The organism is Plantactinospora sp. KLBMP9567 (assembly GCF_033446045.1).
Taxonomy (GTDB): Bacteria; Actinomycetota; Actinomycetes; order Mycobacteriales; family Micromonosporaceae; genus Plantactinospora.
In genome coordinates this window covers 64,006-89,202 of the sequence record NZ_JAWQRR010000009.1, presented here as the reverse complement: position 1 = coordinate 89,202, position 25,197 = coordinate 64,006, and the positions used below count along the sequence as shown (strand labels likewise).

The 25,197-nt window shown below is 72.1% G+C and carries 21 protein-coding genes and 1 pseudogene; 14 read left to right on the top strand and 8 right to left on the bottom strand.

Annotated elements, in window-relative coordinates:
* Window positions 1–76: 76 nt before the first annotated feature.
* Window positions 77–1,249, bottom strand: a pseudogene (locus tag R6Y94_RS45035) (PQQ-dependent sugar dehydrogenase); the annotation flags it as partial.
* A gap of 827 nt (window positions 1,250–2,076) precedes the next feature.
* On the opposite strand from R6Y94_RS45035, the gene R6Y94_RS06255 reads away from it, so the two are divergent.
* From R6Y94_RS06255 to R6Y94_RS06230, 6 genes are read left to right on the top strand one after another with little or no spacing between them, the layout of a single operon-like run.
* Window positions 2,077–3,330: a glycosyltransferase family 4 protein gene (locus R6Y94_RS06255; protein ID WP_318394807.1), complete on the top strand. Its 1,254-nt coding sequence runs from the start codon at window positions 2,077–2,079 to the stop codon at window positions 3,328–3,330.
* Window positions 3,331–3,372: 42 nt separating this feature from the next.
* A complete protein-coding gene (locus R6Y94_RS06250; protein WP_318394806.1) occupies window positions 3,373–4,437 on the top strand; it encodes a hypothetical protein in 1,065 nt (354 codons plus the stop codon).
* Between the two features lie 53 nt (window positions 4,438–4,490).
* Window positions 4,491–5,897 (top strand): O-antigen ligase family protein, encoded by a 1,407-nt coding sequence (locus R6Y94_RS06245; protein ID WP_318394805.1) that lies wholly within the window; start codon window positions 4,491–4,493, stop codon window positions 5,895–5,897.
* Between the two features lie 58 nt (window positions 5,898–5,955).
* Window positions 5,956–6,807, top strand: coding sequence for a glycosyltransferase family 2 protein (locus R6Y94_RS06240; RefSeq protein WP_318394804.1), 852 nt, complete (start codon window positions 5,956–5,958; stop codon window positions 6,805–6,807).
* Window positions 6,801–7,667, top strand: a complete 867-nt coding sequence (locus R6Y94_RS06235; protein WP_318394803.1) for a glycosyltransferase family 2 protein — start codon at window positions 6,801–6,803, stop codon at window positions 7,665–7,667. Before R6Y94_RS06240 ends, R6Y94_RS06235 begins: the two co-directional genes overlap by 7 nt.
* Window positions 7,664–8,650, top strand: coding sequence for a glycosyltransferase family 2 protein (locus R6Y94_RS06230; RefSeq protein WP_318394802.1), 987 nt, complete (start codon window positions 7,664–7,666; stop codon window positions 8,648–8,650). The genes R6Y94_RS06235 and R6Y94_RS06230 overlap by 4 nt, the downstream gene beginning before the upstream one ends.
* Before the next feature lie 9 nt (window positions 8,651–8,659).
* Here R6Y94_RS06230 and R6Y94_RS06225 read toward each other — a convergent pair whose 3' ends face one another.
* A complete protein-coding gene (locus tag R6Y94_RS06225; protein WP_318394801.1) occupies window positions 8,660–9,460 on the bottom strand; it encodes an alpha/beta hydrolase in 801 nt (266 codons plus the stop codon).
* A gap of 116 nt (window positions 9,461–9,576) precedes the next feature.
* The gene (locus R6Y94_RS06220; protein WP_412102702.1) at window positions 9,577–9,858 is read right to left on the bottom strand and encodes a hypothetical protein; all 282 of its coding nucleotides are present in this window, start codon (window positions 9,856–9,858) and stop codon (window positions 9,577–9,579) included.
* 508 nt (window positions 9,859–10,366) lie between these two features.
* On the opposite strand from R6Y94_RS06220, the gene R6Y94_RS06215 reads away from it, so the two are divergent.
* The 6 genes from R6Y94_RS06215 to R6Y94_RS06190 all read left to right on the top strand — a co-directional run bounded on the left by R6Y94_RS06215 (window position 10,367) and on the right by R6Y94_RS06190 (window position 17,451).
* The gene (locus R6Y94_RS06215) at window positions 10,367–11,461 is read left to right on the top strand and encodes an Ig-like domain-containing protein (RefSeq protein WP_318394799.1); all 1,095 of its coding nucleotides are present in this window, start codon (window positions 10,367–10,369) and stop codon (window positions 11,459–11,461) included.
* Between the two features lie 140 nt (window positions 11,462–11,601).
* Window positions 11,602–12,723 carry an Ig-like domain-containing protein gene (locus R6Y94_RS06210; RefSeq protein WP_318394798.1) on the top strand — a complete coding sequence of 374 codons (1,122 nt, stop codon included), beginning with the start codon at window positions 11,602–11,604 and terminating at the stop codon, window positions 12,721–12,723.
* A gap of 33 nt (window positions 12,724–12,756) precedes the next feature.
* Entirely contained in the window at window positions 12,757–13,884 is a 1,128-nt protein-coding gene (locus R6Y94_RS06205) for an FG-GAP-like repeat-containing protein (RefSeq protein ID WP_318394797.1), read from the top strand.
* 40 nt (window positions 13,885–13,924) lie between these two features.
* Entirely contained in the window at window positions 13,925–15,034 is a 1,110-nt protein-coding gene (locus tag R6Y94_RS06200; RefSeq protein WP_318394796.1) for an Ig-like domain-containing protein, read from the top strand.
* A gap of 53 nt (window positions 15,035–15,087) precedes the next feature.
* Window positions 15,088–16,188 (top strand): FG-GAP-like repeat-containing protein, encoded by a 1,101-nt coding sequence (locus R6Y94_RS06195; protein ID WP_318394795.1) that lies wholly within the window; start codon window positions 15,088–15,090, stop codon window positions 16,186–16,188.
* Window positions 16,189–16,359: 171 nt separating this feature from the next.
* Complete coding sequence (locus R6Y94_RS06190) at window positions 16,360–17,451, top strand: FG-GAP-like repeat-containing protein (protein ID WP_318394794.1); 1,092 nt, start codon at window positions 16,360–16,362, stop codon at window positions 17,449–17,451.
* A 30-nt stretch (window positions 17,452–17,481) separates the two neighbouring features.
* On the opposite strand, the gene R6Y94_RS06185 is transcribed toward R6Y94_RS06190, so the two are convergent.
* From R6Y94_RS06185 to R6Y94_RS06175, 3 genes are all read right to left on the bottom strand, one after another.
* The gene (locus tag R6Y94_RS06185; RefSeq protein WP_318394793.1) at window positions 17,482–19,167 is read right to left on the bottom strand and encodes a 3-hydroxybutyryl-CoA dehydrogenase; all 1,686 of its coding nucleotides are present in this window, start codon (window positions 19,165–19,167) and stop codon (window positions 17,482–17,484) included.
* A 160-nt stretch (window positions 19,168–19,327) separates the two neighbouring features.
* Window positions 19,328–20,377, bottom strand: a complete 1,050-nt coding sequence (locus tag R6Y94_RS06180) for an alpha/beta fold hydrolase (protein ID WP_318394792.1) — start codon at window positions 20,375–20,377, stop codon at window positions 19,328–19,330.
* Window positions 20,378–20,677: 300 nt separating this feature from the next.
* A complete protein-coding gene (locus tag R6Y94_RS06175; RefSeq protein ID WP_318394791.1) occupies window positions 20,678–21,217 on the bottom strand; it encodes an FHA domain-containing protein in 540 nt (179 codons plus the stop codon).
* A 212-nt stretch (window positions 21,218–21,429) separates the two neighbouring features.
* On the opposite strand from R6Y94_RS06175, the gene R6Y94_RS06170 reads away from it, so the two are divergent.
* Window positions 21,430–22,926, top strand: coding sequence for an aldehyde dehydrogenase family protein (locus R6Y94_RS06170; protein WP_318394790.1), 1,497 nt, complete (start codon window positions 21,430–21,432; stop codon window positions 22,924–22,926).
* 79 nt (window positions 22,927–23,005) lie between these two features.
* Entirely contained in the window at window positions 23,006–23,665 is a 660-nt protein-coding gene (locus tag R6Y94_RS06165; RefSeq protein ID WP_318394789.1) for a class I SAM-dependent methyltransferase, read from the top strand.
* Window positions 23,666–23,672: 7 nt separating this feature from the next.
* On the opposite strand, the gene R6Y94_RS06160 is transcribed toward R6Y94_RS06165, so the two are convergent.
* Both R6Y94_RS06160 and R6Y94_RS06155 read right to left on the bottom strand, forming a co-directional pair.
* Window positions 23,673–24,515 carry a MauE/DoxX family redox-associated membrane protein gene (locus R6Y94_RS06160; protein WP_318394788.1) on the bottom strand — a complete coding sequence of 281 codons (843 nt, stop codon included), beginning with the start codon at window positions 24,513–24,515 and terminating at the stop codon, window positions 23,673–23,675.
* A 67-nt stretch (window positions 24,516–24,582) separates the two neighbouring features.
* Window positions 24,583–25,185 carry a cell wall protein gene (locus R6Y94_RS06155; RefSeq protein ID WP_318394787.1) on the bottom strand — a complete coding sequence of 201 codons (603 nt, stop codon included), beginning with the start codon at window positions 25,183–25,185 and terminating at the stop codon, window positions 24,583–24,585.
* Window positions 25,186–25,197: the final 12 nt, after the last annotated feature.

Below are 25,197 nucleotides of genomic sequence, written 5' to 3'. Positions count from 1 at the left end.
AGCCCCGGGAGTAGTCGGCGAAGAACAGCGCCCCGGCGTACGCCGCCGGATAGCTGCCGCCGGCACCCGGATAGAACGCCACCCCGGCCGGAGCCGACCCGCCGGTCGGGCAGCCGTCGCCGGCCGCCACCTGCTGGCTGTGCTGGTAGGTGTAGTACGGCGAGGTGACCGTGCCGGCGGGCTGCGGGTAGAGGGTCTCGCAGAGCGACAGGTTGGCCGCGTTGTAGCCGCCCTGCGGCGCGTTCCCCTCGTAACACGGCCAGCCGTAGTTGCGGACCGGCCCGACCGCCGGGTCGACCACCCGGTTGATCTCCTCCCAGGTACGCCAGCCGACGTCACCGATCCAGACCTCACTGCTGCCCGGCCGGAACGTCCACCGGTACGGGTTGCGCAGCCCGTACGCGAGGATCCGCCGGTTGTTCGGGTCGGTGCTGGCCGCCAGCGGGTTGTCCGGCAGCGCGGCCCCGTCCGACGGCGAGATCCGAATCAGCGTGCCGGAGAGCCCGGTCGGGTCGGCCTGGGTACGGATGTCCTGGGACCGCAGCCCGCCGCCCTCGGCGCTCGGCGGCGTCATCGCGCCCCCGGCCGGCGCGGGCGGGTCCGCGCACGGGTTCGACGGGTTGCCCGCCTGCCCGTAGTCGGTGAAGGTCGCCGACGCCCCGTCGCCACCGGCGACGTAGAGCGCCCCGTCCGGGCCGAACGCGAGGTCACCGATCGAGTGGCTCTCGATCTGGTGGCACCAGTCGTGCAGCAGCACCTGCTCGCTGCCGGCCATCACGTCACCGCCGGCCCGCAGCCGGGAGACCCGGGCGCTGGCCTTGCAGATCCCGACCGTCGGGCAGTCGTCGTGGTAGGTCGGCGCGGAGCCGCCGACCACGCCGTCGTAGGTGTAACTGAGGTAGACGTACGGGTCGGTCGGGAAGTTCGGCGGCAGGGCCAGGCCGATCAGGCCGAGGTCCTCGTAGTCGTACACCTTCGGGCGCAGGTCGGCGAAGACCGTCGCGGTGTTGTCCGCCAGGCTGTCGAAGACCTTGACGATGCCGCTCTTCTCCGCGACGAAGACTCGGCCGTCCGGCGCGAAGACCAGCTTGGTGGGGCGGGTCAGCCCGCTGAAGACCACCTGCTGGGTGAAGCCGGGCGGGGTCGCCGCCGCGGGTTCGGGTTCCAGCGGGGGCAGCCCGACCACGACCGGTACGCCCAGCACGAGTGCCAGGTTCAGTGCCCAGGTTCGCCGTACCGCTCGGGACATGGCGGCCTCCCTCCACGGCGCCGCCGTACCGTCGGCGACTGCCGCGCTCCAGGATCACCGTCCGTAGCGGAGCGGGCTGTCGCGAGGTTGACCAGGGCGGTTAACCGACCGGGCGCTCCTTAACGACCGATCATCTTCCCTGGTCAACCGTTTGCACGGCCGACACCCGGGCCTGTCGGTCAAGAACCGGCGGGCGGCGACACCCACCTCAAGTGAGCACCAAGAGTTACGGACCGTCCGGGCGGAACCGCGATCGGGGTGCCGTCGCGGGCGCGCTGACGACGTGCGTCGCCGGGAAGTCCGGCGGCAGCGCGAGGCCGAGCCGGCCGCGGTCCCAGAGGTTGTGCACGTTCGTGGAGAGGTCGGCGCGCTGCTCTCCCTGCGGCGAGCGGCAGTTCCGAACCCGGCTGTGAACGGCGGCTCACCTTTGTCGGCACAGCGTAGTTTTCGGCGCACCACCTGCCACCCGGCTGCGCCAAATCGCGAATCCGGACGAAGATCACGCAAACCGCGCTCTCCCGACGGTTCTCCCCGATGCCGCCGAATTGGTGTTGATCAGGTCAGTGACGTGCCGTTGCGCCCCGGTACGCGGATGAGCGAGTGAAGGAACAATCGTACGATCGGTCGCGACCTTGTAAGTAACTCGACACAACCACCAATCCACGGTCCTTGCCCGGACCGGGTTGGTAGAGCAATGTCTTGGTAGGCACCGGGCCGGTAAGGGATAGCCCGGCGCGAGAGCGTGCTCATTCGGGTCGCGGCGTAATTGCGTACGCCGCGACCTTCCATCGAAAACGTCGTCCGAGCTGCGCGGATGGGAGTTAGAGATGGCTGATCAACGCCTCCACGTGGTCATCGTGGTGGTAAATCTGCCAGCCGAGCGGGACCGCCGGGTGATCCGGGAATGCCAGGCCCTGGAGGCGGCCGGCTACCGGGCGTCGGTGATCTGCCCACGGGGGCCACGACGGCTCACGGTGCTGCCCGGCACCGCCACCACCGGGATCTATTCGTTCCCCCAGCCGCTGGCGGGCAAGGGAGTGCTCTCCTTCGCCGCCGAGTTCGCCTGGGCACTGATCGCCGTCACCACCCGGCTGCTCGGGCTGATGCTGCGGACCCGGGTGGACGCCGTCCAGGCGTGCAACCCGCCGGACGTCTTCTGGGTGGTCGGGCTGCTGATGCGGGCCCTGGGCCGGCCCTTCGTCTTCGACCACCACGACCTGAGCCCGGAACTCTACGAGTGCAAGGCGGGGGAACCCAGGCCGAGTGTGCTGTGGATGCTCCGGCTCTTCGAACGGCTCTCCTGGCGTACCGCCACCGCCGTGGTCGCCACCAACGAGTCGTTCCGGGAGTTGGCGCTGCGCCGGGGCGGCTGCCCACCCGAGAAGGTGGTGGTGGTGCGCAACGGCCCGGCCCTGGCGGAGGTACGGCACGGCGACGGCCGGGACGCGGACGGCCCCCGGCAGAAGGTCGTCTACGTCGGCGTGATCAACCCGCAGGACAACGTCGAGGCCACCGTACTGGCCGCCGAGCGGCTGGCCGGGCTGCGCGGCACCGACGACTGGGAGCTGGTGGTCGCCGGGGACGGCGAGAGCATGCCGGAGCTGCGCCGGCTGGCCACCGAGCGGGGCGTGGACGACGTCGTACGGTTCACCGGCTGGCTGGAGGCCGAGGAGGTCGACGCGCTGCTCCGCTCCGCCTCGATCGCCATCCAGCCGGACCTGCCGAGCCGGATGGCTGAGATGTACACGATGGCCAAGACGGTGGAGTACGTCGCCCGGGGCGTACCGGTGGTCGCGGTCGACCTGCTGGAGACCCGGCGTACCGCCGAGGCGGCGGCGAGCTATGTGGAGACCGGCAGCCCGGACGAGTTCGCCAAGGCCATCGATCAACTCCTCGGTGACGAACAGGCCCGGGCGGCGATGAGTGCGACCGGGAGACAGCGGTTCGTCGACGAACTCGCCTGGGACCACCAGGTGAAGTCGTACATCCGACTGTGGGATCGATTGCTCCGCCCGTCGCTCAGCGACTACAACGAAGTTCCACACGGTAACGGGGCCGATGCCGCGCGTCTGCCGACCTGACCATCCGCACAGCACTTCCGCGCCTTTCGAAAGGGCCGCCCGATGGACCTCCTCGACCTGCTGAAGCTCATGTTTCGGCGGTGGTACGTCTCGGCTCCGATCGTCGTCGTGACGCTCGGCGCGGCTCTCGGATTCGGGCTGGCGATCCAGCCCGAATACAAGACCGAGGTCGCGATCCTGCTCGTCCCGCCGACCACCTCGGCGGCGGCCCCGGAGCCGAACGCGACACCCCGGCCGGGCAACCCGTGGCTGCGGATCGGCGAGAACGCGATGGCCCAGGCCGTGCAGATCTCCACCTCCGCGCACGACGCCCGGAGCAGGATCGCGGCGGCCGGCGGCGACCCCGACTACGAGGTCGGGCTGGTGACCCGCAGCTCGATCCTGACCGTGGCGGTGACGGCGACGAGCCAGGAGAGCGCCCGGAAGACCGTCGAGGCGGTGACCCGACTGATCCACGACGAGGTCGCCGGGCAGCAGGCGCCGTACAGGCCCAACCCGGGGGAACAGATCACCACCGAGGTGCTGGATCCCGGGCTGAACATCGTGCAGTCCCGCTCCAACGTGCTGCGGGCACAGGTCGTGATCACGGCGATCGGCATCCTGCTGGCCGCGGTCGGCGCCGTGATCTACGACGCGGTGGCCCGCCGTCGGGCGAGCGCCCGGCTCGGCCAGCGCCGGGACGCGCGTACCCCGATGGCCTGGAACGTCGGCCCGGCGGTGAATGCCGGCCAGGCGGTGGTCGGCACGCCACGATCAGCAGCGGTCTCGCCGGCCCCGGTGGCCCGGGCCGCGCCGGTCTCCCCTGGTCCGGGCCGCGAGGCGACCCAACGTCTCTCCCGGCGCGGCGCCTACGCCCCCGACGACGGGGTCGCCGCGCAGCCCGTCGACGACCGCTACTCCGATTCCCCGCCCGACGACCGGTACGCCGGAGCACCCGCCGACGAGCGCTACCCGGGTTCGCCGGTCAACGAGCGGGCCGGCGGGCACCTGCCGCACGACCGGGGGGCCGGGCAGGGCGGCAACGGACGGGCTGCCGCGTCCACCGGCGAGGAGACGATCCTGCTCACCACCACCGCCCGGAACGTCGTGGACGATCCCGGCCGATGATCCCCGGGAAGCCCACGAGCGCCGGCTGACGGCGCACGGACGAGACGAGCGACGTGCCGACCTACCTATCCGCGCGGCGGTCCGACACGGTGTACGACGGCATCACCCCCGCCGTACGCCACTTCCCGGATGCCACCGCCGCGGTCATCGCGTCGATCATGCTTGCCTACCTGCTCCCCTTCCGGCTGGTCTTCCCGCCACTGAGCGACCTGGGCAAGCCGGGCCTGATGGTCGGGTTCGGCCTGCTGGTCTGGTGGGCGTTGAGCCGGCTGCACCCCACCCTGGTCACCCGGGGCCAGCAGCCGATGCGCTGGGCGATGGCGATCTACCTGGTCACCCTCTTCCTGTCGTACGTCGCCGGGCAGGGCCGCGGGATGCCGGTACTGGAGGCGAACGGCGCCGAGCGGACCCTGCTGATGGCGCTCGCCGGGGCCGGCATCCTGCTCGCCGCCGCCGACGGCGTGCTGACCCGGGAACGCATCGACAAGGTGCTGCGCTGGTTCTGCTGGGGCGCCAGCTTCATGGCCTTCGTCGCGCTGGTCCAGTTCGTGACCCGGATCGACCTGACCACGTACATGAAGCTGCCGCCGCTGCTGACCTTCCACAAGGAGGTGGTCGGGTTCCGGGACCGGGGCGGCGACGGGCTGGTCCGGGTCGCCGGCACCGCCGGGCACTACATCGAGTTCAGCGTGCTGATGGTGATCGGCCTGGTGGTGGCGATCCACTTCGCCCGGTTCTCGTCGACCCGGCGGGACCGGCAGATCTACGGCGCGCTGGCGATGTTCCAGGCCGCGGTCATCCCGATCTCGCTGTCCCGCACCGGGGTACTCGCGCTGGGCGCCGCGATCCTGCTCTTCGTCCTGGTCTGGCCGCTGCGGACCACCTTCAACGTGCTGGTGGTGGGTTGTTTCCTGACGGCGCTGATCCAGGTAGCCCGGCCCGGCCTGCTGGCCGCGATCAAGTCGTTGCTGCTGGCCGGGGAGAACGATCCCAGCGTGCAGGCCCGGGTCGAGGACTACGACTACGTGACCCCGTTCATCCGGGAGCGTCCCTGGCTGGGGCGCGGGGTCGGCACCTTCCTGCCGGAGCTCTACCAGCTGCTGGACAACCAGTGGCTGACCACCCTGGTCCAGGGCGGCATCATCGGGGTGGCCGGGCTCGCCGTCCTCTTCCTCTCCGGAGTGGTGGTCGCCGGCCGGGTACGCCGATTCGCCCGTACGGACCGGGACCGGGACCTGGCAGCCGTGCTGGCGGTGGCGATCGGGGTGGCCGGCGTCTCCGGGTTCACCTTCGACTCGATGTACTTCACGACGTTCTTCATCACGGTGCACGTGCTGCTCGGCCTGACCGGGGCGCTGTGGCGGCTGACCAGGGCGGAACGCACCAACCGGATCGAGTCGGGCCGGCCGGTCCGGCAACCCGACGAAGCCGAGCCGGTGCCGGCGGCGGCGCAGGCATGACGGAGCGGGGCGCGGACAGCGGCCACCTCCGTCGACCCGAGCGGAGGTGGGCGGTCCGATGACCGGCGACGGTGGCATCGACATCCTCATGATCACGTACGACCGGCCGGAGTACGTCCGGCTGTCGCTGCCGCACCTGCTCGACACCTGCCCGGCGGACGCCCGGGTGTGGCTCTGGCACAACGGCACCGACCAGCCGACGCTGGAGGCGGTCGAGGAACTCCGGCACCACCCGCGGGTGCACCGGTTCCGGCAGAGCCCGGTCAACGCCGGGCTGACCGAGCCCACCAACTGGCTGTGGAGCGAGGCGACCGGCTCGTACCTGAGCAAGGTGGACGACGACTGCCTGCCCGACCCGGACTGGCTGACCATCCTGCGCAGGGCGCACCAGGACGTGCCGGGGTTCGGGGTGATCGGCACCTGGCGGTTTCCCGCCGAGGACGTCGACCAGGCGCTGGTGGCGGCGAAGCTGGCGGACTACCCGAACGGGCACCAACTGTTCCGCAACCACTGGGTGCAGGGCAGCGGCTATCTGATGAAACGCGAGACGCTGGCCCAGGTCGGCCCGCTGGCCGGCGACGAGACGTTCACCGCCTGGTGCCTGCGGGCCGCCCGGCTCGGCTGGCTGAACGGCTGGTACCACCCGTTCCTGCCCGAGGACCACATGGACGACCCGCGCAGCCCGCACACCATCTATCGCACCGACGCCGACTTCATGGCCCGCCGACCGCTGTCGGCCCGGCGTACCGGGGTGACGACGGTGGCGGAGTGGACGCAGCAGATGCGGCACTCCGCCCGGGTGGTCCAGGCCGCCCCGCTCGACCTGCGGGAATACCAGGGCTGGCGGCTGCGGCGCCGCAACGCCACCCGGCGGATCCGGCTCGCACTGACCGGGCGGGCGCCATGGTGACGAGCGTGGTCGTGGCCGCACACGACGAGGCAGCGGTGCTCGGCCGGACCCTGCGGACCCTGCTCGCCGACGCGGAGCCGGGCGAGTTCGAGGTGGTCGTGGTGGCGAACGGCTGCACCGACACCACCGCAGCGGTGGCCCGGTCGGTGCCCGGGGTCGTCGTGCGGGAGCTTCCCGAGCCGGGCAAGCCGGCCGCGCTGAACGCGGGCGACGAGGCGGTGCGCGGCTTTCCCCGGATCTACCTCGACGCCGACATCACACTGGACACCGCCGGGGCCCGCGCCCTGGCCGCCGCGGTCGCCGCGCCGGGGATACTCGCCGCCGCGCCGCGCCGCCGGCTGGACACCACCGGGCGGCCTCTGCTGGTACGCGCCTACTACGCGATCAACAGGCGGCACCCGGCGTACCGGAACGCCCTCTTCGGCCGGGGCGCGATCGCGCTGTCGGCGACCGGCCGGGCCCGGTTCGGCCGGTTTCCCGACGTGGTCGCCGACGACCTCTTCCTGGACGGGCAGTTCACCGAGGCGGAGAAGCGGGAGGTGGCCGGGGTGGCGACGGTGGTGGCCACGCCCCGGCGCACCGCCGACCTGCTGCGCCGGCTCGGCCGGGTCCGGGCCGGCAACGCCAGCCTGCGCGCCGCCGACGACCAGGTACGCCGGGCCCGCCGGACCTCCTGGCTGGTCGACGTGGTGCTGCCCCGGCCGTGGCTGCTGCCGGCCGGGGTCTGCTACGTCGGGCTGACCCTGCTGGCCGCCGGGGCGGCGCGGCGACCGGCGGTCCGTGACCGGTGGGGACGCGACGAATCCAGCCGGGCTCCGGGACCGGCCGAGGCCGACGGCGTGACCGGAGCGGCGCCGTGACGCCGGTGGTGAGCGTGGTCGTGGTCTCCTACCAGACCCGCGAGCTGATCCTGACCGCGCTGGCCACGCTGGGCACCGCCTGCCCGGCCGAGTCGTACGAGGTGATCGTGGTCGACAACGCCTCGACCGACGGGTCGGCGGCGGCGGTCGAGGCGGCCTTCCCGGAGGCCCGGGTGATCCGGCTGGCCCGCAACGTCGGCTTCGGCCGGGCGGTCAACGTCGGCGCGTCCCGGGCCCGGGGCGACTGGCTGCTGCTGCTGAACCCGGACACCGAACCGGTCGGCAACGTCATCGGCGAACTGCTGGCCTTCACCCGGGACCGGCCCGGGCACGGCATCTACGCCGGGCGTACCCTCGCGGCGGACGGCAGCGACGACGGGCACTCGGTCTTCGGCCCACCCTCGCTCTGGACGCTCACCTGCTTCGCCACCGGACTGTCCAAGGCCTTCCCCCGGTCCCGGCTCTTCAACCGGGAGGCGCTGCCCTGGCTGGACCGGTCCGCGCCGGTCCGGGTGCCGGCCGCCTCCGGCTGCCTGCTGCTGGTCCGGCGGTCCCTCTTCGCCCAGCTCGACGGCTTCACCCCGGATTACTTCATGTACAGCGAGGATCTCGACCTCTGCCTCCGGGCGACCGCCCTCGGGGCCCGCCCGGTGCTGGTGCCGGCGGCCCGGGTACTGCACGTCGGCGGGGCCGCCTCGACCAGCGCGGGCAAGCGGGTGATGCTGCTGCGCGGTCAGGTCACCTTCCAGCGGCTGCGCTGGGCACCGGGCCGGGCGGCGCTGGGCCGGACACTGCTGCGGATCGGCATCGCCGCCCGGGCGACCGCGGCCCGGCTGACCGGTCGGGCCGGCTACTGGCGGGAGGTCTGGCGGCAGCGCCGCACCTGGCTGGCCGGTTGGCCACCGGCGGCCGGACTGCCCCCGGTCGAGGTCACCGAGCCGGTGCCACCCGGCCCGCGTGGCAGCACCGACACCGACGGCTGAGCCCTCGGTTCAGTCGCGCTCCTCGCCCGGCGCCGGCAGGTCGGCGAAGGCCGCCACCGTTCGGTCGGCGTACGCGCTGGCGTCGCCGGTCTCCATCGGCCCGTCCCACTCCGACGGCAGCGGTACCGGCACCGCCGGGTTGACCCGCCGGACCACCTCGTCGAGTACGGTCTCGGCGTCGCCGACCCAGAGGTGCTTGGCCCCCGGCACGCCGACCACCTCGGCCTGCGGCACCGCCGCGAAGCGCCGCCGGGCCTCGTCCGGCCGCAGGTAGTCGTCGAACTCGGGGACCAGCGCGGTCAGCGGCTTGCCGGATTCGGCCCAGGTGGCCAGGTCGGCCTCGGTGCTGCTGCGCAGTGGCGGGGAGAGCAGGATCGCCCCGGCGATTCCCGGGTCGCAGCCGTGCCGCAGGGTCAGGTCGGTGCCGAACGACCAGCCCAGCAACCAGATGTTCGGCAGCTCGGCGAACTCGGCGTACTCGATCGCGGCCGCGACGTCGTACCGCTCGGCGTCGCCGCCGTCGAAGGTCCCCTCGCTGGTGCCGCGCACGCTGCTGGTGCCCCGGGTGTTGAAGCGGAGCACCGCGAGGTCGGCCAGCGCGGGCAGCCGCCAGGCGGCCTTGCGGAAGACATGGCTGTCCATCATCCCGCCGTGGGTGGGCAGCGGGTGCAGGCAGACCAGGGTGGCGACCGGGTCCCGGTCGGCGGGGAGCGCCAGCTCGCCGACCAGCCGCAGGCCGTCGGCGGTGTGCAGCTCGATCTCCTCCCGGCGGGCGGGCAGGATGCTGGCGGCGCGGATCGCTGTACTCACAGGGATCAGTCTTACCCGGTCCGGCCGGGCAGGGCAGCGAACCCGGGTCGGCGTGACGAAGATCCCTCGGATCGGCCCGGTAAGCCGTTCCGGACGGACGGGTTGTGCACGGCGGATCAGCCGTGGCGGGGGGCGCTGCGCGAGCGTTCCACCCCCGGGCCGCGCCGGTCCCGGGCCCGCCAGCAGCCGGCGTGCCAGTGCCGGCGGTCGGTCAGGTCGCCCTGACCGTCGACCGGCCAGGCGACCAGGTGGGCCACCCCGGGGCGGATCTCCTGGACGCAGCCGGGGCAGCGGTACGTCTTGGTCGCGGCGCTGCCCGGGATGTTGCGTACCTGCCACTCGCCGTCCCGCCAGGTCTGCACCGAGCCGACCCCACGCTCCAGCCGGGTACGGTCCAGCGGCGGCGCGTCGTCGGGACGCGGACGGTTGCGACGGGGACTCACGTTCCCCAGCCTACGGCGCGGGCGGGAGCGCGCCCCGGGACCGCCACACCCGCCCGGTCGGCCGTGGCCGGCGGGGCACGACAGCGCGACAAACTACTCAGGATGACGACTTAGTGACCTATCGACAACGCGATCGGGCCCGATGACGAGGGGTGTGGATCCGGGCCAGCAGATGGCGGCCCCGGTGACCCTGCGTTGCCCTGCCGCCCGGTACGAGGCCACGGAAGCCGGCGGACAGCGATGGCCGATCCACGGATCACGGACAGCGGACACCTGCTCCGCGCTGCCGCCGGAAGGCCGAGGACCGTCGCGGCAGACCATCGGAACGGCCGTGAGCTGCGAATACTTCCATGCCGGTCGGGCTGTCGGATCACGGTCAGCACCGCCACCGAGCCCACGAACGGGGTTAACGTCCGCAAATAGGACCGGTCGGATAGCTGATCGATCCGGTGCAGGAGGAGTTATGTGGACCGAACGCATTGTCGCCGCCGCCGGGATAGCCCTGCTGGCCACCACGGTCACGGCATCACCCGCCCGGGCCGCCGGCCCGGGCGAATCGATCCCCGGCGACTTCAACGTCGACGGGCTCCAGGACATCGTGGTACTCGGCTCGGTCGAGCCGAACCTCTGCTCGGTCATCGTGCGCTACGGCAGCAGTCCGGGCGTCTACCTGCCGCCGGTGGCCACCGTCTACGCCCGGCCCGGGGACAGTCGCGGCACCTCCTGCCCGGACATCGGGGTGGGCTTCGACGCCGACGGAGACGCCGGTGACGAACTCTGGCTCGGCTGGAGCACCGGCGCGCCGCCCTCGCTCACCTACAACCGGTTGGTGATCGACGACAACCTCCGGACCATCCTCACCTTCAGCTCGCCGATCACTCCGAGCTATCTCGGTACCGCCGACTTCATCGGCAACGGTCGGCAGACGGCGTACTCGGTGGGGGCCGGCGGCTTCGCCACCTACGTGATCGTGAACGGTGTCGGTCAGCTCGGCCCGGAGCGATGGTGTTCGGCGGGCAGCCCGGCCGTCCAGCTCCGAGACCTGGACGGGGACCGGGCGACGGACGCGGTGCTCGCGTACACCGACGGGTGCGCCGACGGGGCCAACGGGGTGGTCGTGGTGCTCGACGACGGCACGGCCCGGCACCTGGAACTCGATCCGGCCGGCTCGACCACCTGGCGGACGCGGGTCCTGGACGCCAACGGCGACCGGTTCCCGGACGTACGCACCGAGAACCTGTCCACCCGAGAGATCAGCTACTTCATCGGGCGCGGCGACGGCAGCTTCGTCGAGGGGCCGGACGCCAACACCGACACCGTCTTCCTGACCAACGTCAAGCCGCTGGCGATCGACGTACTCGACAACGACTACGTGGCCGCCGACACCGACGTGGTGGTCACGGTGCCACCCCGGTACGGCACCGTGCAGGTGCTGTCGGACCGGCGCATCCTCTACCGGCCGGATCCGGACCACGGGCGGACCGACCGGTTCAGCTACCAACTGCGGCGGGAGGAGAAGCGGAGCAGCGCGGCGGTGAACATCCGGTTCCCGAGCTGATCACGACATACCCCCTGAGCTGCGGTTCCGTCATGCCAGTCCGGTGTCGGATCGTGGTCAGCACCGGCCGATGCCGGCAAACTCGGTCTAGCGTCCCAAATACGGGTTGGTCCGCCATAGCACTACATAGGGGGAGCACTATGTGGAGCAAGTGTTTTGCCCTGACCACCGTCATGCTCACCGGCGCGGCACTGACCCTGCCGGGCCCGGAGTCCCGGGCCGGGACGCGCGACGAGGCCCTGCTCGGCGACTTCAACGGCGACGGTCTCCAGGACTCGGCCACCCTCGGCCGGATCGCCCCGAACCTCTGTTCGACCATCGTCGAGTACGGCAGCGCGTCCGGCGTCTACCTACCCCCGGTCGCCTACACCTACCTCACCCCCAACGGCGGCGGCACGCCCAACTGCCCGGACATCGGCGTCGCGCTGAACGTCGACGACGACCCGGTCGACGAGCTCTACATCGGCTGGACGGGTGGCCCGCCGGCCACCGTCGACTTCAGCCGTATGGTGCTCCAGCCGCCGGCCTTCGTCCCCAGCACCTTCTACACCTCGCCGATCACCCGTCCGACGTTCATCGGCGCCGGCCGGTTCGGCCAGGGCGGCCGGGAGAGCCCCTACGGGGTGGGGCCGGGCGGAGTGATCAACCCGGTCGTCGACGCCTCCACGATCGTCCCCGGCCCGATCAGCTACTGCTCGGTGACCGCCCCGACCGTCCAGCTCACCGACTGGAACCGGGACGGCGTGCACGGCGTGCTGGTCAGCTACACCGACGGCTGCGAGCCCGGCACGACCGGCAGCAGCGGTGTGGTGCGGATCCACCACAGCGGCGCCGTCCAGCAACTGCAACTCGATCCGGTCGGGCGGACGACCTGGACGGCCCGGGTGGTGGACGCCGACGGCGACCGCTGGCTGGACGTCCGCACCGCCGAGAACGGCACCGACGGGGTCGACTACTTCGTCAACCAGGGCACCGGGGCCCCCGGCACCCTGGTCCGGTCGCCGGACGCGAACACCGACCGAGTCGACCTCACCGAGATCCGACCCCTCGCCGTCGACGTCCTCGGCAACGACCACGCCAGCCGGTACGCCGACATCGCCGTCACCACCCCACCCCGGTACGGAACCACCCAGATCCAATCCGACCGCCGCATCGTCTACCGCCCCCGGGCCGACCACGGCCGCACCGACCGCTTCAGCTACCAACTCAGCGAAGAGGGCAAGCGGAGCACCGCCACCGTGACCATCCGGTTCCCGAGCTGATCCGGTCGAACGTCGAGGCATCAGGGAGGGACCATGTGGCGCAGACGCACCGCGATGGTGGTGGTGATGGTGGTCGTGGCCGCCGTGGGCGGCGTCGTGGGCGCCGCGCCGAGTCCGGCCTGGGCCGCCGGCCGGGGCGAGCAGGTCCTCGGCGACGTCAACGGCGACGGCTTCACCGACCTGGTCACCCTCGGTCTGGTCCAGCCCGACTACTGCTCGGTCATCGTCGAGCACGGCACCGCGTCCGGCGACTACCGTCCGCCCGTGGCGTACGTCTACCTCCGGCCGGGCGGCTCCGGGATGGCCACCCGCTGCCCCGAACTCGGCGTCGCCGTGGACCTCGACGCGGACCGGACCGAGGAACTGGTGGTGGCCTGGTATCCGGGTCCGCCGCCGACCGTGCCGTACAACCTGATGGTGCTGAACACCGCGTTCCAGCCCTCGTTCGGCCTGGTCCAGGCGATCTTCGCGCCCTACTATCTGGGCACCGCCGACTTCAACGGCGACGGGCGGGAGGACGTCTACTCGGTCACCGACCAGGGCCAGGGAATCGAGACGTACCTCAACCTCGGCAACGGCACGCTGACGCACGGCCCTGAACAATGGTGCGCCCGGCCGCTGGAGTACGACCTACGCGACTTCGACCTGGACGGCCGGACCGACCTGGTGAACAGCTACGTCGAGCGCTGTCTCTCGGCGACCTTCGCCAGCGGGGTGGCGGTGGTGCTCGACGACGGCACGCCGCAGGAGTTGCAGCACGATCCGGTCGGAATCGACACCTGGACGACCCGGGTGGTCAACGTGAACGGGGACCGGTTCCCGGACATTCGCACCATCTCCCGGCTGACCGGGGTGGTCGACCACTTCATCGGCACCGGTGGCGGCCGCTTCGTCCGGTCGCCGAAGGCGAACAGCGACGTCGTACGGCTGACCGGCAACAAGGCGGTGACGATCACCGTACGGGACAACGACTTCGCCACCGCCCAGGCCGAGGTCAGCATCACCGTCCAGCCGAGATATGGGACCGCCCGGGTCATCAGCCGTGGACGGGTCATCTACACACCCCGGCCGAACCATGGCGCGACCGACCGGTTCACGTACCAACTCACCGAGGGCACCCGCCGCAGCAGCGCGGTCGTGTACATCCGGTGGAGCGGATAGCCCGATCCGGGTGGGTTGGCGAGCCTTTAGGAGGCGTGCCATGAGGGGTAGCAGGATCGCCGCGATAACGGTGGCGATCATGGCGACGGCCGGTGGCGTTGGTGTGCGGGTGCCGCATGTCTGGGCGGGCGGCCCGGGTGAGCCCGTCGTCGCCGACGTGAACGGCGACGGCCGACCGGACCGGGTGGTACTCGATCTCACCGTCGGAGCCGCGACCACCTGCCGGGTCGTGGTCAGCCTGGGACAGGCCGGCGGCGGGTTCGCGGCGCCGCAGGCGTACGACTACCTGACCCTGCCGGCGGAGGAACCCAACTGCGCGGACATGGGCGTGGGGCTCAACCTGGACGCGGACGTCGCCGCCGAACTCGCGGTGACCTGGTTCGCCGGGCCGCCGACGACCGTCCCCAACACCCTGCTGGTGCTGGACAACTTCCGGGTGACCCGCGGCTTCAACACCATCTTCCAGCCCAGCTTCATCGGCACCGCGGACTTCGACGGCGACCAGCGGCAGGACATCTACGAGTGGACCGACCAGGGCGAGGGGTTCGTCAGCTACCTCGCCACCGGAACCGGCACCCTGGTGCCCGGCCCGGTCCGGCACTGTTCCGGCCCGCTGCACCACCAGCTTGCCGACTTCGACCGGAACGCGGCGATGGACGTGGTGATCGCGTACATCGAGGGCTGCGGCGCGTATTTCAGCGGCGTGGTGGTGGTCCGCGACGACGGCAGCCTGTTCCACCTGCACTCCGACGTGCTGGGCTTCGCGAGCTGGACGGTGCAGACCGGCGACGCCAACCACGACGGCCTGGTCGACGTGACCACCTACAACCAGTTGACCGGGGAGATCGGCACCTTCATCAGCCTCGGCGACGGCTCCTTCGTCCGATCGCCGGTGGCGATCCGCGACTATCCCACGGTCAGCGGCAGCAAGGCGACCGGCATCCAGGTGCTGGCCAACGACTTCGCCACCGACCGGACCAGGGTGACCATCTGGACCCCGCCGCGGCACGGCACGGTCAAAGTCACCACGAATCGCACGATCATCTACACCCCGGACCCGACGCACGGCACGAGCGACACGTTCGTCTACCGCCTCACCCAGGACGGCCGGACCAGCAACGCCGCGGTCAGTCTGAGGATCACCGACTGACCGGGCCGCGCAAGCCCGGCCGTACGGCCGCTCGAACCACACGGAGGAGCGCCATGTGGAGAAGACCGATCGTGGTGGGAACCGCCACGGCGACGATTCTCGCGATAGCCACGGCGGTGCCGCCCGCCGGGGCCGCCGGCCCGAACGATCCGCTGTACGGCGACCTGAACGGCGACGGCCTGCTCGACCGCGCCCGGCTCGGCACCGCGGCCCGCACCTGCGCGGTACTGGTCGAGTCGGGCCGGCCGGAGGGCGGTTACCTGCCGGTGCGCAGCCACCCGTACCGGGTCCCCGGCGCCGGCGCCCCGACCGCCTGTCCTGACCTGGGGGTGGCGGTCGACCTGGACGCCGCCCCCGGGCCGGCGGAGTTGGTGGTGGGGTGGTACGAGGGCAACCCCGGTCGGTCCGGCCACGACCTGCTGGTGTTGCGGGACTACCGGGTGGTGGCCGCCCTGCCGGCACTGCGGCAGCTCAACGTCATCGGGCTGGCCGACTTCGACGGCGACCGGCGGTGGGACGTCTATCTCTGGACCGACCAGGGCGAGGGCTTCGCCAGCTTCCTGAACACCGGCACCGCGACCCTCACGCCCGGCCCGGTGCGATACTGCGCCGGCCCGCTGACCCCTCGCCTCGCCGACTTCGACTCCGACGGCGCTGCCGACGTCGCCATCGCGTACATCGACGGCTGCGCGGACGACTCGCACGGGGTGGTGGTGGTGTACGGCGACGGCCGGGTGGTCGACCTGCAGCGCGGCGTCGGCGACCGGTCGAGCTGGACGATGCACGTCCTGGACGTCGATCACAGCGGCGTGCCCGACGTACTGACGTACCACCGGCCCAGCGGGGAGCGGCGTACCTTCCTGGCCGCCGGCGACGGCACCTTCGTCCGGTCGCCGCTGGCGACCCGGGACGTCGTCACGGTCGTTGCCGGCGGCTCGGTCCGGATTTCGGTACTGCACAACGACTGGGCCAGCCGGCGGGCCAGGCTGAGCGTGCTCGTCGCGCCCGCGAACGGGACCGCCGAGATCGGTGCCGGCCGGGTGATCGTGTACCGCCCGGGCCCGGATCCCGATCCGGTCGACCGGTTCGTCTACCGGATCAGCCAGGACGGCCGCACCAGCGACGCGGCGGTGTCGATCAGAATCACTCCGTGAGCCTCGGGGGCGGTCGCTCGGACCGCCGGACCGGCTTTCCTACCCCCACGGCAGGCCCGCCACACACCTTGTCAGATTACGGTCAGCGCACACGACATAACGATACGTGCACCCTAATCTCCTGCTGAGAACATCCAGGCGCAGCGGGGGAATTAGGTCCAAGGAGGCACCATGTGGGGCCGACGCATCAGCACCTTCGCCGTTGCGATGGTGACCGCCACCGGATTGGTCGCACCGGCCGCCCAGGCCGGCTGGCAGGACGAGCCGATCATCGCGGACGTGAACGGGGACGGCCGCGCCGACCGGAACGCCCTCGGCACCCTGCCCGGCACCTCCGACTGCGCCGTCCAGGTCCAGCTCGGCCGGACCGGCGGCGGGTACGGCCCGGTCCGGTCCTACCGCTACCTGACGTCGGTGCTCTACTGCCCGGACATGGGCGTCGGCCTCGATCTGGACGGCGACGCCGCGAACGAGCTGGCGGTGACCTGGTTCTCCGGACCGCCGCCGTCCATCGACGACACCCTGCTGGTGCTGGACGGCTTCGCGATCTCGGCCGGCTTCGACACCATCACCCAGCCCAGCTACATCGGCACGGCCGACTTCAACGGCGACGGCCGGCAGGACGTCTACGAGTGGACCGACCAGGGCGACGGTTTCACCACCTACCTCAACACCGGCACCGGCACCCTGACGCCCGGCCCGGTGCGGTACTGCTCCGGCCGGCCGCAGTACCAGCTCGCCGACTTCGACGCCGACGGCGCGATGGACGTGACCCTCGCGTACGCGGAGGGGTGCGGCACGTACTTCACGGGGGTGGTCGTGGTGCTGGACAACGGAACGGTGGTGGACCTCCAGGGAGACACCTACGGCGACGACTTCTGGACGGTGGCGGTGGCGGACGTGAACGGCGACGGCATCCTCGACGTGGGCACCACCAGCGAGGTGACCGGGGTGCGGAGCGTCTTCATCGGCACCGGTACCGGCACCTTCGTGCGGGCACCGACGGCCGTCCGGGACAACCCGCGGGTCAGCGCGGTCCGGGCGACCGGGATCCCGGTGCTGGCCAACGACTTCGCCACCAGCGGCACCCGGGTCAGCATCGTCACCAGTCCGGCACACGGCACGGTGCAGGTCACCACCGGCCGTACCGTCATCTACCGGCCGTACCCGCACCACAAGGCCAGCACCGACCGGTTCGTCTACCGGCTCACCGACTCAGGCCGGACCAGCAACGCGGCGGTCAGCCTGCGGATCGCCCGCTGACGCCCCGGCCGGTGGCACGCCCGCCAGCGGTCAGCCGGCGGCTCCGTCGCGGAACCGCCGGCCGGAGGTGACCAACTGTTCAAGCAGCGGCGCCGGGGCGAGCCCCGGTTCCCGGGACTCCCGGTAGAGCGACCGCTGTAGCCGCAGCACTACCTCCGGGCCGAGCCTGTCCAGCACCTCGAACGGGCCCGCCGGATAGCCGCAGCCGAGGGTCATCGCGTGGTCGATGTCGTCCACCGAGGCGTACGACGCCTCCAGCATCCGCACCGCATCGTTCAGGTACGGAAAGAGCAGCGCCCGCACCACGAACCCGGTCCGGTCGCCGCAGACCACGGCGGTCCGGCCCAACCCGGCGCAGACCGACCGGGCGGTGGCGACCGCCTCCACCGACGACCGGACGGTACGCACGATCTCCACCACCGCCCCGGCCCGGGTCGGGACGGGCAGGTGCAGCCCGACCACCTCGGCCGGCCACCGGGCGGCCATCGCGACGTCGATCACCGGCAGCGTGCCGGTGGTGGTGGCGAGCAGCGTCTCCGGCTTGCAGACCTCGGCCAGCTCGGCGAAGAGGGCCCGCTTGACCGCCAGGTCGTCGGTTACCGCCTCCACCACCAGGTCGGCGTCGGCCAGCCCGGCCAGCCCGGCCAGTCCGCCGGTCCGCCCGGCGTCCCGGGACACCACCACCACGTCGTAGCCGGCCTGGCCGAAGAGTTCGCCGAGGCCGGTGACGGCGTCATCCGTACCGACCACGCCGACCCTGCGCACCGGTCGGGCGCCGTCCAGTGGCGCCGCCGCCGGGGTCTGCTCATCGGGTACGACGCCGGCCGAACCGGGCCGCTCGTACCGGTAGAAGCCCTGGCCGGACTTGCGGCCGAGCAGTCCCGCCGTGACCATCTGGCGCAGCAGTGGCACCGGGGCGTGCCGCCGGTCCCGGCCACCCCGCCGGTACATGGTCTCCAGGATTTCGTACGCCGTGTCCAGGCCGATCATGTCGAGCAGCGCCAGCGGCCCCATCGGCAGTCCGCCACCCAGCCGCATCGCGGCGTCGATGTCATCGCGGCCGGCGTACCGCGACTCGACCATCGCGACGGCCTGGTTGAGGTAGCCGAAGAGCAGGGCGTTGGCGACGAAGCCGGCCCGGTCGCCGATGGTCACTCCGACCTTGCCGAGCCTGGCGCAGAGTGCCTGCACCGCGCCGACGACCTCGGCCGAGGTGGTGACGGTCCGGACCACCTCTACCAGCTTCATCACCGGCGCGGGGTTGAAGAAGTGCATCCCGACCACCCGGTCCGGGCGGCCGGTGGCGACGGCGATCTCGGTGACGCTCAGCGAGGAGGTGTTGCTGGCCAGGATCGCGGTCGGCCGACAGATCCGGTCCAGGTCGGCGAAGAGCTGCCGCTTGAGGTCGAGCCGCTCGGGTACCGCCTCGACCACCAGGTCGACCTCGGCCAGCGCGGGTAGCCCGACGGCGAAGGTGATCCGGCCGAGCAGCCCGTCCCGGTCGGCGGCGCTCAGCCGGCCCCGCTGCACCGCCCGGTCGGTCGAGCGGGCGAGAGTGGCCCGGCCGTGTTCGAGCGCCTCGGCGGTGATCTCGACGGCGACCACCCGGAGACCGCCACGGGCGAAGACCTCCGCGATTCCGGCGCCCATCGTGCCCAGTCCGACGACGCCGACGGTAGAGATGGTGCCGTCGGCACCGGTCCTCTCGCCTGCCACTCCTGGCCTCCCGCTCCGTCCCGGGCGGCCGACTGAACGGCCGCTAGGTCACCTGCGGCGAGTCTGCCACGGGCCACCCGGGCGCCTCGGTCCGGTGCCGGTACCCACCCGGACGCCGGTCCGGCCCGGAGACTGGTCCGGCCCGGAGACCGGTCCCCGGCTAGAGCAGGTCCAGCAGGGCGGCGGCGAACTCGACGGGGCGCTCGATGTTGGGCGAATGGCCGCAGTTCGCAAAGACGATCTCGCGGTAGCTGCCGCCCGCCGCCGCGTACCGGTCCAGCACCGCGCGGGTCTGCCCGATCATCGGCTGCGGCGGGCACGCCTGCGCACCCGGCCAGCCCGGCAGCACGCCGAGCGCGCCGAGCTGGGCCAGGTCGAAGAGGGAGGTGTCCGAGACGATCACGTCGGAGTCGCCGCGTACCCAGGTGATCGGCGGCTTGCCCGCCACCGCGACCAGTTCGTCGGCGATCCGGAAGTGCTTCGGCGCCAGGCTGTTCAGCACGCCCCGGTCCCCCGGCGCCATCCCCGGCCAGTTGTCGCTCTGCGCCATGGTGCCCGGGTAGTTGTCGTCGCCGGTCGCGGTGGAGAGCACCGAGTCGAGCAGCAGTTCCTCGTCCGCGCCGAGGCTGGCCGGGTCGGCGACGTACGCGCTGCGCAGGACCGTACGCGGGCTGGTCCGCTCGTCGGCGCTCCGGTCACCGGCGGCCAGCCGGGCGACGAAGTCCTGGTTTCCGGTGCCGCCCCCGGTACCGGCGAAGTCCGGCGTGGTGGGGGTGCCGACCAGGTCCCGGGTGCCGCCGAAGCCGTACGGCGAGACCGGTGCCGCCAGCAGCAGCCCAGCCACCTGCCGGGGATGGTCGACCAGCAGCCGCATCGCCACTCCCGCGCCCAGTGAGTGCCCGACCAGCACCGGCCGGGCGCCCGCCGCGCCGAACAGGGCCGGCTCGTCGAGCAGCGCGGCGACGTCGTCGGCGAAGACGCCCAAGCCCCGGGTGGCGTCCACCGGGGCGACCTCGGTGCCGCCGTAGCCGCGCAGGTCGGGGGCGACCAGCCGGAGGTCGGTCGGCAGGTGCCGGATCAGCGGCTGCCAGAAGTCGGCGGAGGAGCAGTTGCCGTGGATCAGCAGCACCGGGCGGCCGTCCTCCGGGCCCGCCACCAGCACCCGCTGCCGGATGCCGTTCGCCGAAATCTCGTGTCGCCGGATCTCCATCGCAGCGATGATGCCAGCCGGTTCCGGCCGGAAACATGTGGCTGCCCGCCATATCCCCCGGGCCGGACACCGTATGGGCACCCACTCCACGCCGGCCCGGACCAGGACCCGGGCTGGACCGGACCCGAGTGACTCGGACCCGGGCTGGACCGGACCTGGCTGGGCCCGACCAGACCGGCCCCGGTCCGCAGACTGTCGAGCTGCCCCGCCTGTGCGCCCACGCAAGGATTCCCGGCGCCCCGTTCGTGCACCCAGCTCGACAGTCCGTACGGCGAGGTGTCCCGGCCCGGCCGGCAACGGTCACTGGAAGGCCAGATATGCCCAGGTCATCCCGCCGACGAGGGCAACACAGCCGCCGATCACGAACAGCATCCGCCAGGACCGCGGCACGGGCGTACCCATCAGCTCGGTCGGGGCGGTGAGCGCACCGGACGCCGGAGTCGGGCCGGAGGCCGGTGCGGGGACCGGGGCCGGCGCGGGTGGCGCCAGCAAGCGGCGGTAGGTACCCAACTGGTCGGTGGCGGCGGCCCCGGGATCGAAGAACCGCAGCTCCAGGTTGCCGAGCCGGATCCGGTCCCCGTCCCGCAACTCGGTGTGCCCGGAGAGTCGCTCGTCGTTGAGCCAGGTCCCGTTCGTCGACCCGGTGTCGGTCAGCAGTACCCGCCCGGCGGCGAGTTCGACGGTGGCGTGCCAGCGGCTGACCTTGGGATCGTCCAGCAACACGTCGGCGCCGTCCTCCCGACCGATCCGGCGTACCCCTGGACGCAGCCGAAAACTGGCACCTCTCAGCGGCCCACTGGTGACGGTCAGTATCGGCAACAGATCAAGTTGGTCGGACATGGATTTCTCCATCCGGCTTCGCCCCCCACCGACGCGGCAACGTCGGCCCCCGGGCTAGCTTTCCATCCGGCCCCGCCCGGTTCCACGTCCTGCCGGTCCGAGTCGCGCTGGCCGGGGAGTGGATCCGGGCTCGCCGGTTCGGCCGATGGGACATCGGAACCCGGCGATCCGTATACCTACCCGTGAGTAATCTTCAGGTCTAGACTTCCGCCATGACGACCGTGAACGCTCCCGGCGTACCCCGAATCACAGGCGGCGAGCTGGTCTCCACCAATCCGGCCACCGGGGAGCTGGCGGGGCGGTTCCCGGTCGCCGATGCCGAGGCCGTCAATCGGGCCGTGGCACGGGCCCGGGAGGCCGGACAGTGGTGGGTCGGGCTCGGCAACGCCGGCCGGCGGAGCCGGTTGCTGCGCTGGCGGGCGCTGCTGGCCAACCGGATCACCGAACTCGCCGAGCTGTCGCACCTGGAGACCGGCAAGCCGGTCGCCGACGCCGTGGTCGAGGCGTTCAGCGCCATCGACCATCTCGACTGGGCGGCCCGGAACGCCAAGCGGGTGCTCGGCCCGCGCCGGATGCGCTCCCGGCTGGTGGTGGCCGAGTTCTCCGCCCGGCTCGAATACCGGCCGTACGGCGTGGTCGGGATGATCGCGCCGTGGAACTATCCGGTACTGACCCCGCTGGGCGCCTTCGGCTACGCGCTCGCCGCCGGCAACGCGGTGCTGCTCAAGCCCAGCGAGTACACCCCGGCGGTCGGGCAGTGGCTGGTCGACACCTTCGCCGAGATCGTCCCGGAGCAGCCGGTGTTACAGGCCGTGCACGGCCTCGGTGACGTCGGTGCGGCGCTGTGCCGGTCCGGCGTCGACAAGATCGCCTTCACCGGCTCCACCCGTACCGCCAAGTTGGTGATGGCGGCCTGCGCCGAGACCCTCACCCCGCTCGTCGTCGAGGCCGGCGGCAAGGACGCGATGATCGTCGACGACGACGCCGATCTGGACGCCGCCGCCGAAGCCTGCGTCTGGGGCGCACTCACCAACGCCGGCCAGACCTGCATCGGCATCGAACGCGCCTACGTCACCGCCTCGGTCTACGACGCCTTCGTCGAACGGGTGGTGGCGAGGGCCGGCCGGCTCACCGTCGGCCCCGACGGCACCGACCTCGGCCCGATCACCATGCCGGACCAGATCGCCACGATCCGCCGGCACATCGAGGACGCGATCGACCGGGGCGGGCGGGCGGTGCTCGGTGGACCGGAGGCGGTCCAGCCGCCGTACGTGCACCCGACGATCCTGGTCGACGTGCCCGAGGAGGCCGACGCGGTCCGCGAGGAGACCTTCGGACCGACCCTCACCATCAGCAGGGTGACCGACGCCGAGGAGGCGCTGCACCGCGCCAACGCGGTCCGGTACGGCCTCGGCGGCGCGGTCTTCGGCCGGCGCCGCGCGGCCGAGATCGCCGGCCGGATGCGCTCCGGGATGACCGCGATCAACTCCACCCTGACCTTCGTCGGGATGCCGACACTCCCGTTCGGCGGGATCGACGACTCCGGCTTCGGCCGGATCCACGGCGCCGACGGCCTGCGCGAGTTCGCCCGCAGCAAGGCGGTGACCAGACGACGCGGACCCTCGCTCCTGCCGGCGATGACCTTCGAGCGCACTCCGGCGCAGGTGGAACGCATCGTCAAGGCAGCCAAAATTCTGTACGGGCGGTGACCCTGGACTGACCGATCGTAGGGACAAAAGGACGACTAGGACATCCCTGGCCGCCTCCCGCATCGGTACCGTTCGCCCAATGGGGCTGCACGCGTTGCGATTCCGCCTGGTCGACAGCGAGAACTCCTGGGGCGCACGGCGGCGCGCGCGCCGGGCCGGATGGCTCGCGGAGACGTTCCCGGACCTGGCCCAGATGTCTGTCATCGACCTGGGCGGCCGGGTGGGCACCTGGGCACAGGCCGGAGTACGCCCGAAGCACGTACACGTGGTGAACCTGGAGGAGGCCCCGGCCGACGTACCGGACTGGGCGGAGGTGGACCGGGGCGACGCCTGCGCGCTGCCCCGGCACATCGCCAACCGCCGCTACGACCTGGTCTTCTCCAACTCCGTGCTGGAGCACGTCGGCGGGCACGAGCGCCGGCTGCGGTTCGCCGAGACGGTGCACGCGCTCGCCGACGCACACTGGGTGCAGACCCCCTACCGGTACTTTCCGATCGAGCCGCACTGGATCGCCCCGGGCATGCAGTTCACCCCGGTCCGGCTGCGGATCGCGCTGGCCCGCCGCTGGCCGCTGGCGCACACCCGGCCGGACTGCCGGGAGACGGCGATCCAGCAGGTGCTCTGGACCGAACTGGTGGACCGGTCCCAGATGCGGCACTACTTCCCGCACTCGCAGATCCGGGCCGAACGGCTGGCCGGGCTGATCAAGTCGCTGATCGCGGTCCGTACCGGCGGCTGAGGCGGGGTCAGCTCGCGTACGCAGGGTCGGCCAGGCTGACCAGGGTGGCCCCGGTCGAGTCGTCCACCAGGGCAACCCGGACCCGGTCCGGCGCCACTTCCCCGGCCGGTACGGCGAAGACCGCCGTCGCCGGCCGGCCCTGGTAGCGGGCCGAGTAGCAGATCATCCGCCAGGACTCCTCCAGCCAGTGTTCCCGCACGTCCGAGGTGAGCACTGCGGCGACCTGCCGGTACGCGGCACTGAGCTGGAGTTGCTGCACGCTGGCCAGCAGCGGCACCCCGGAGCCGCCCCGCAGCGGATGGGTGAGCCGGGCGCGGAGTCGGCGCAGCGGCAGCAGCCAGTGCGCGTCGAACTCCGGCGACAGCGCGACGATCAGCGCCGCCTCGACCAGCAGCAGCCCGGCCGAGGCGGCCGGGGCTCCGGTCAGCGCCGGCAGCCAGTACGTGCCACCGGCCGCGACGCCGAAGAGCCCGGCCAGCACCAGCAGGCCGGCCCGGGCGATGCCGCGCCCGGTGACCGGGGTGGCCTTGGCGCTCAGGCAGCCGCACGAGGCGCCGGGTGCGGCGCGGCGGGCGTACCCGAGATAACCGACGAAACCGGCGGCCAGCGCGGCGGCCGCCACCGGTTCGGCGACCGGGGCCGGTGGCAGCACCAGCAGGACGCCGAGCAGCAGTTCGGCCCCGCCGAGCACCCGGTACGCCGGCACCGCCCGCCCGGCGCCGAGCAGCGTGCCGAGCGCCGAGGTACGTGCCTGCTCGGCCGCCCGCCGGTCGACGAGCTTGATCCGGGCCGACCAGATCAGCACGACGCCGACCAGCAGGGACTGGAGCGCCGCCAGGGACTGGAGCATGATGCCCTCCTCTCGTTCCAGGCGTCGGGAAGGGCCCCTCCGCGGGCGGACGGGGCCCTTCCCGACGTCAGTTGGCGGCGTAGACCGTGGCGATGCTGATCTCGTTGGTGTCGGGGTGCCAGGCGCCGATCACCTGGACGTGCCCGCCGACCTTGAGCAGCGAGACGTCGGAGATGGCCGGCGTGCCGTTGTAGACGGCGGCGGTGGTGCCGGGTACGACGTGCCCGATCAGCCGCCTGCCGTGGTGGTCGAGGTGCAGCACGTTACGGCCGACCGAGACGATGTGCGCGGTCAGGTTGACGATGTTGGCCCAGAGCGAGTCGGCGGCGAGGGTGCCGTCGGGCAGCCGTACGCCCCGGACGTACATCCCGTCGCCCTTTTCGAGCCGGTCGAAGGTGGTCGGCTGGAACTTCCAGATGCTGGTGCCGTTGGTGACCTGGATCCGGTGCAGCGCACCGTCCGAGCCGGCCAGCAGCACCACAGTGCCGGTGATCGAGGTGACCCGGCCCTCGGCGAAGTTCGGGTCCGGCTCGCCGGGCGAGACCTTCACCGGTTCGGCGGCCAGGGCGGCCTCCGGGGCGAGTGGGCCGAGTGCGGTGGCTCCGGCGATGCCGGCGCCGCCGAGTACGGCCGTGCTGAGCAGTCGTCGACGGTCCATCGTGGTCGCCATCGTGGAGTCCTC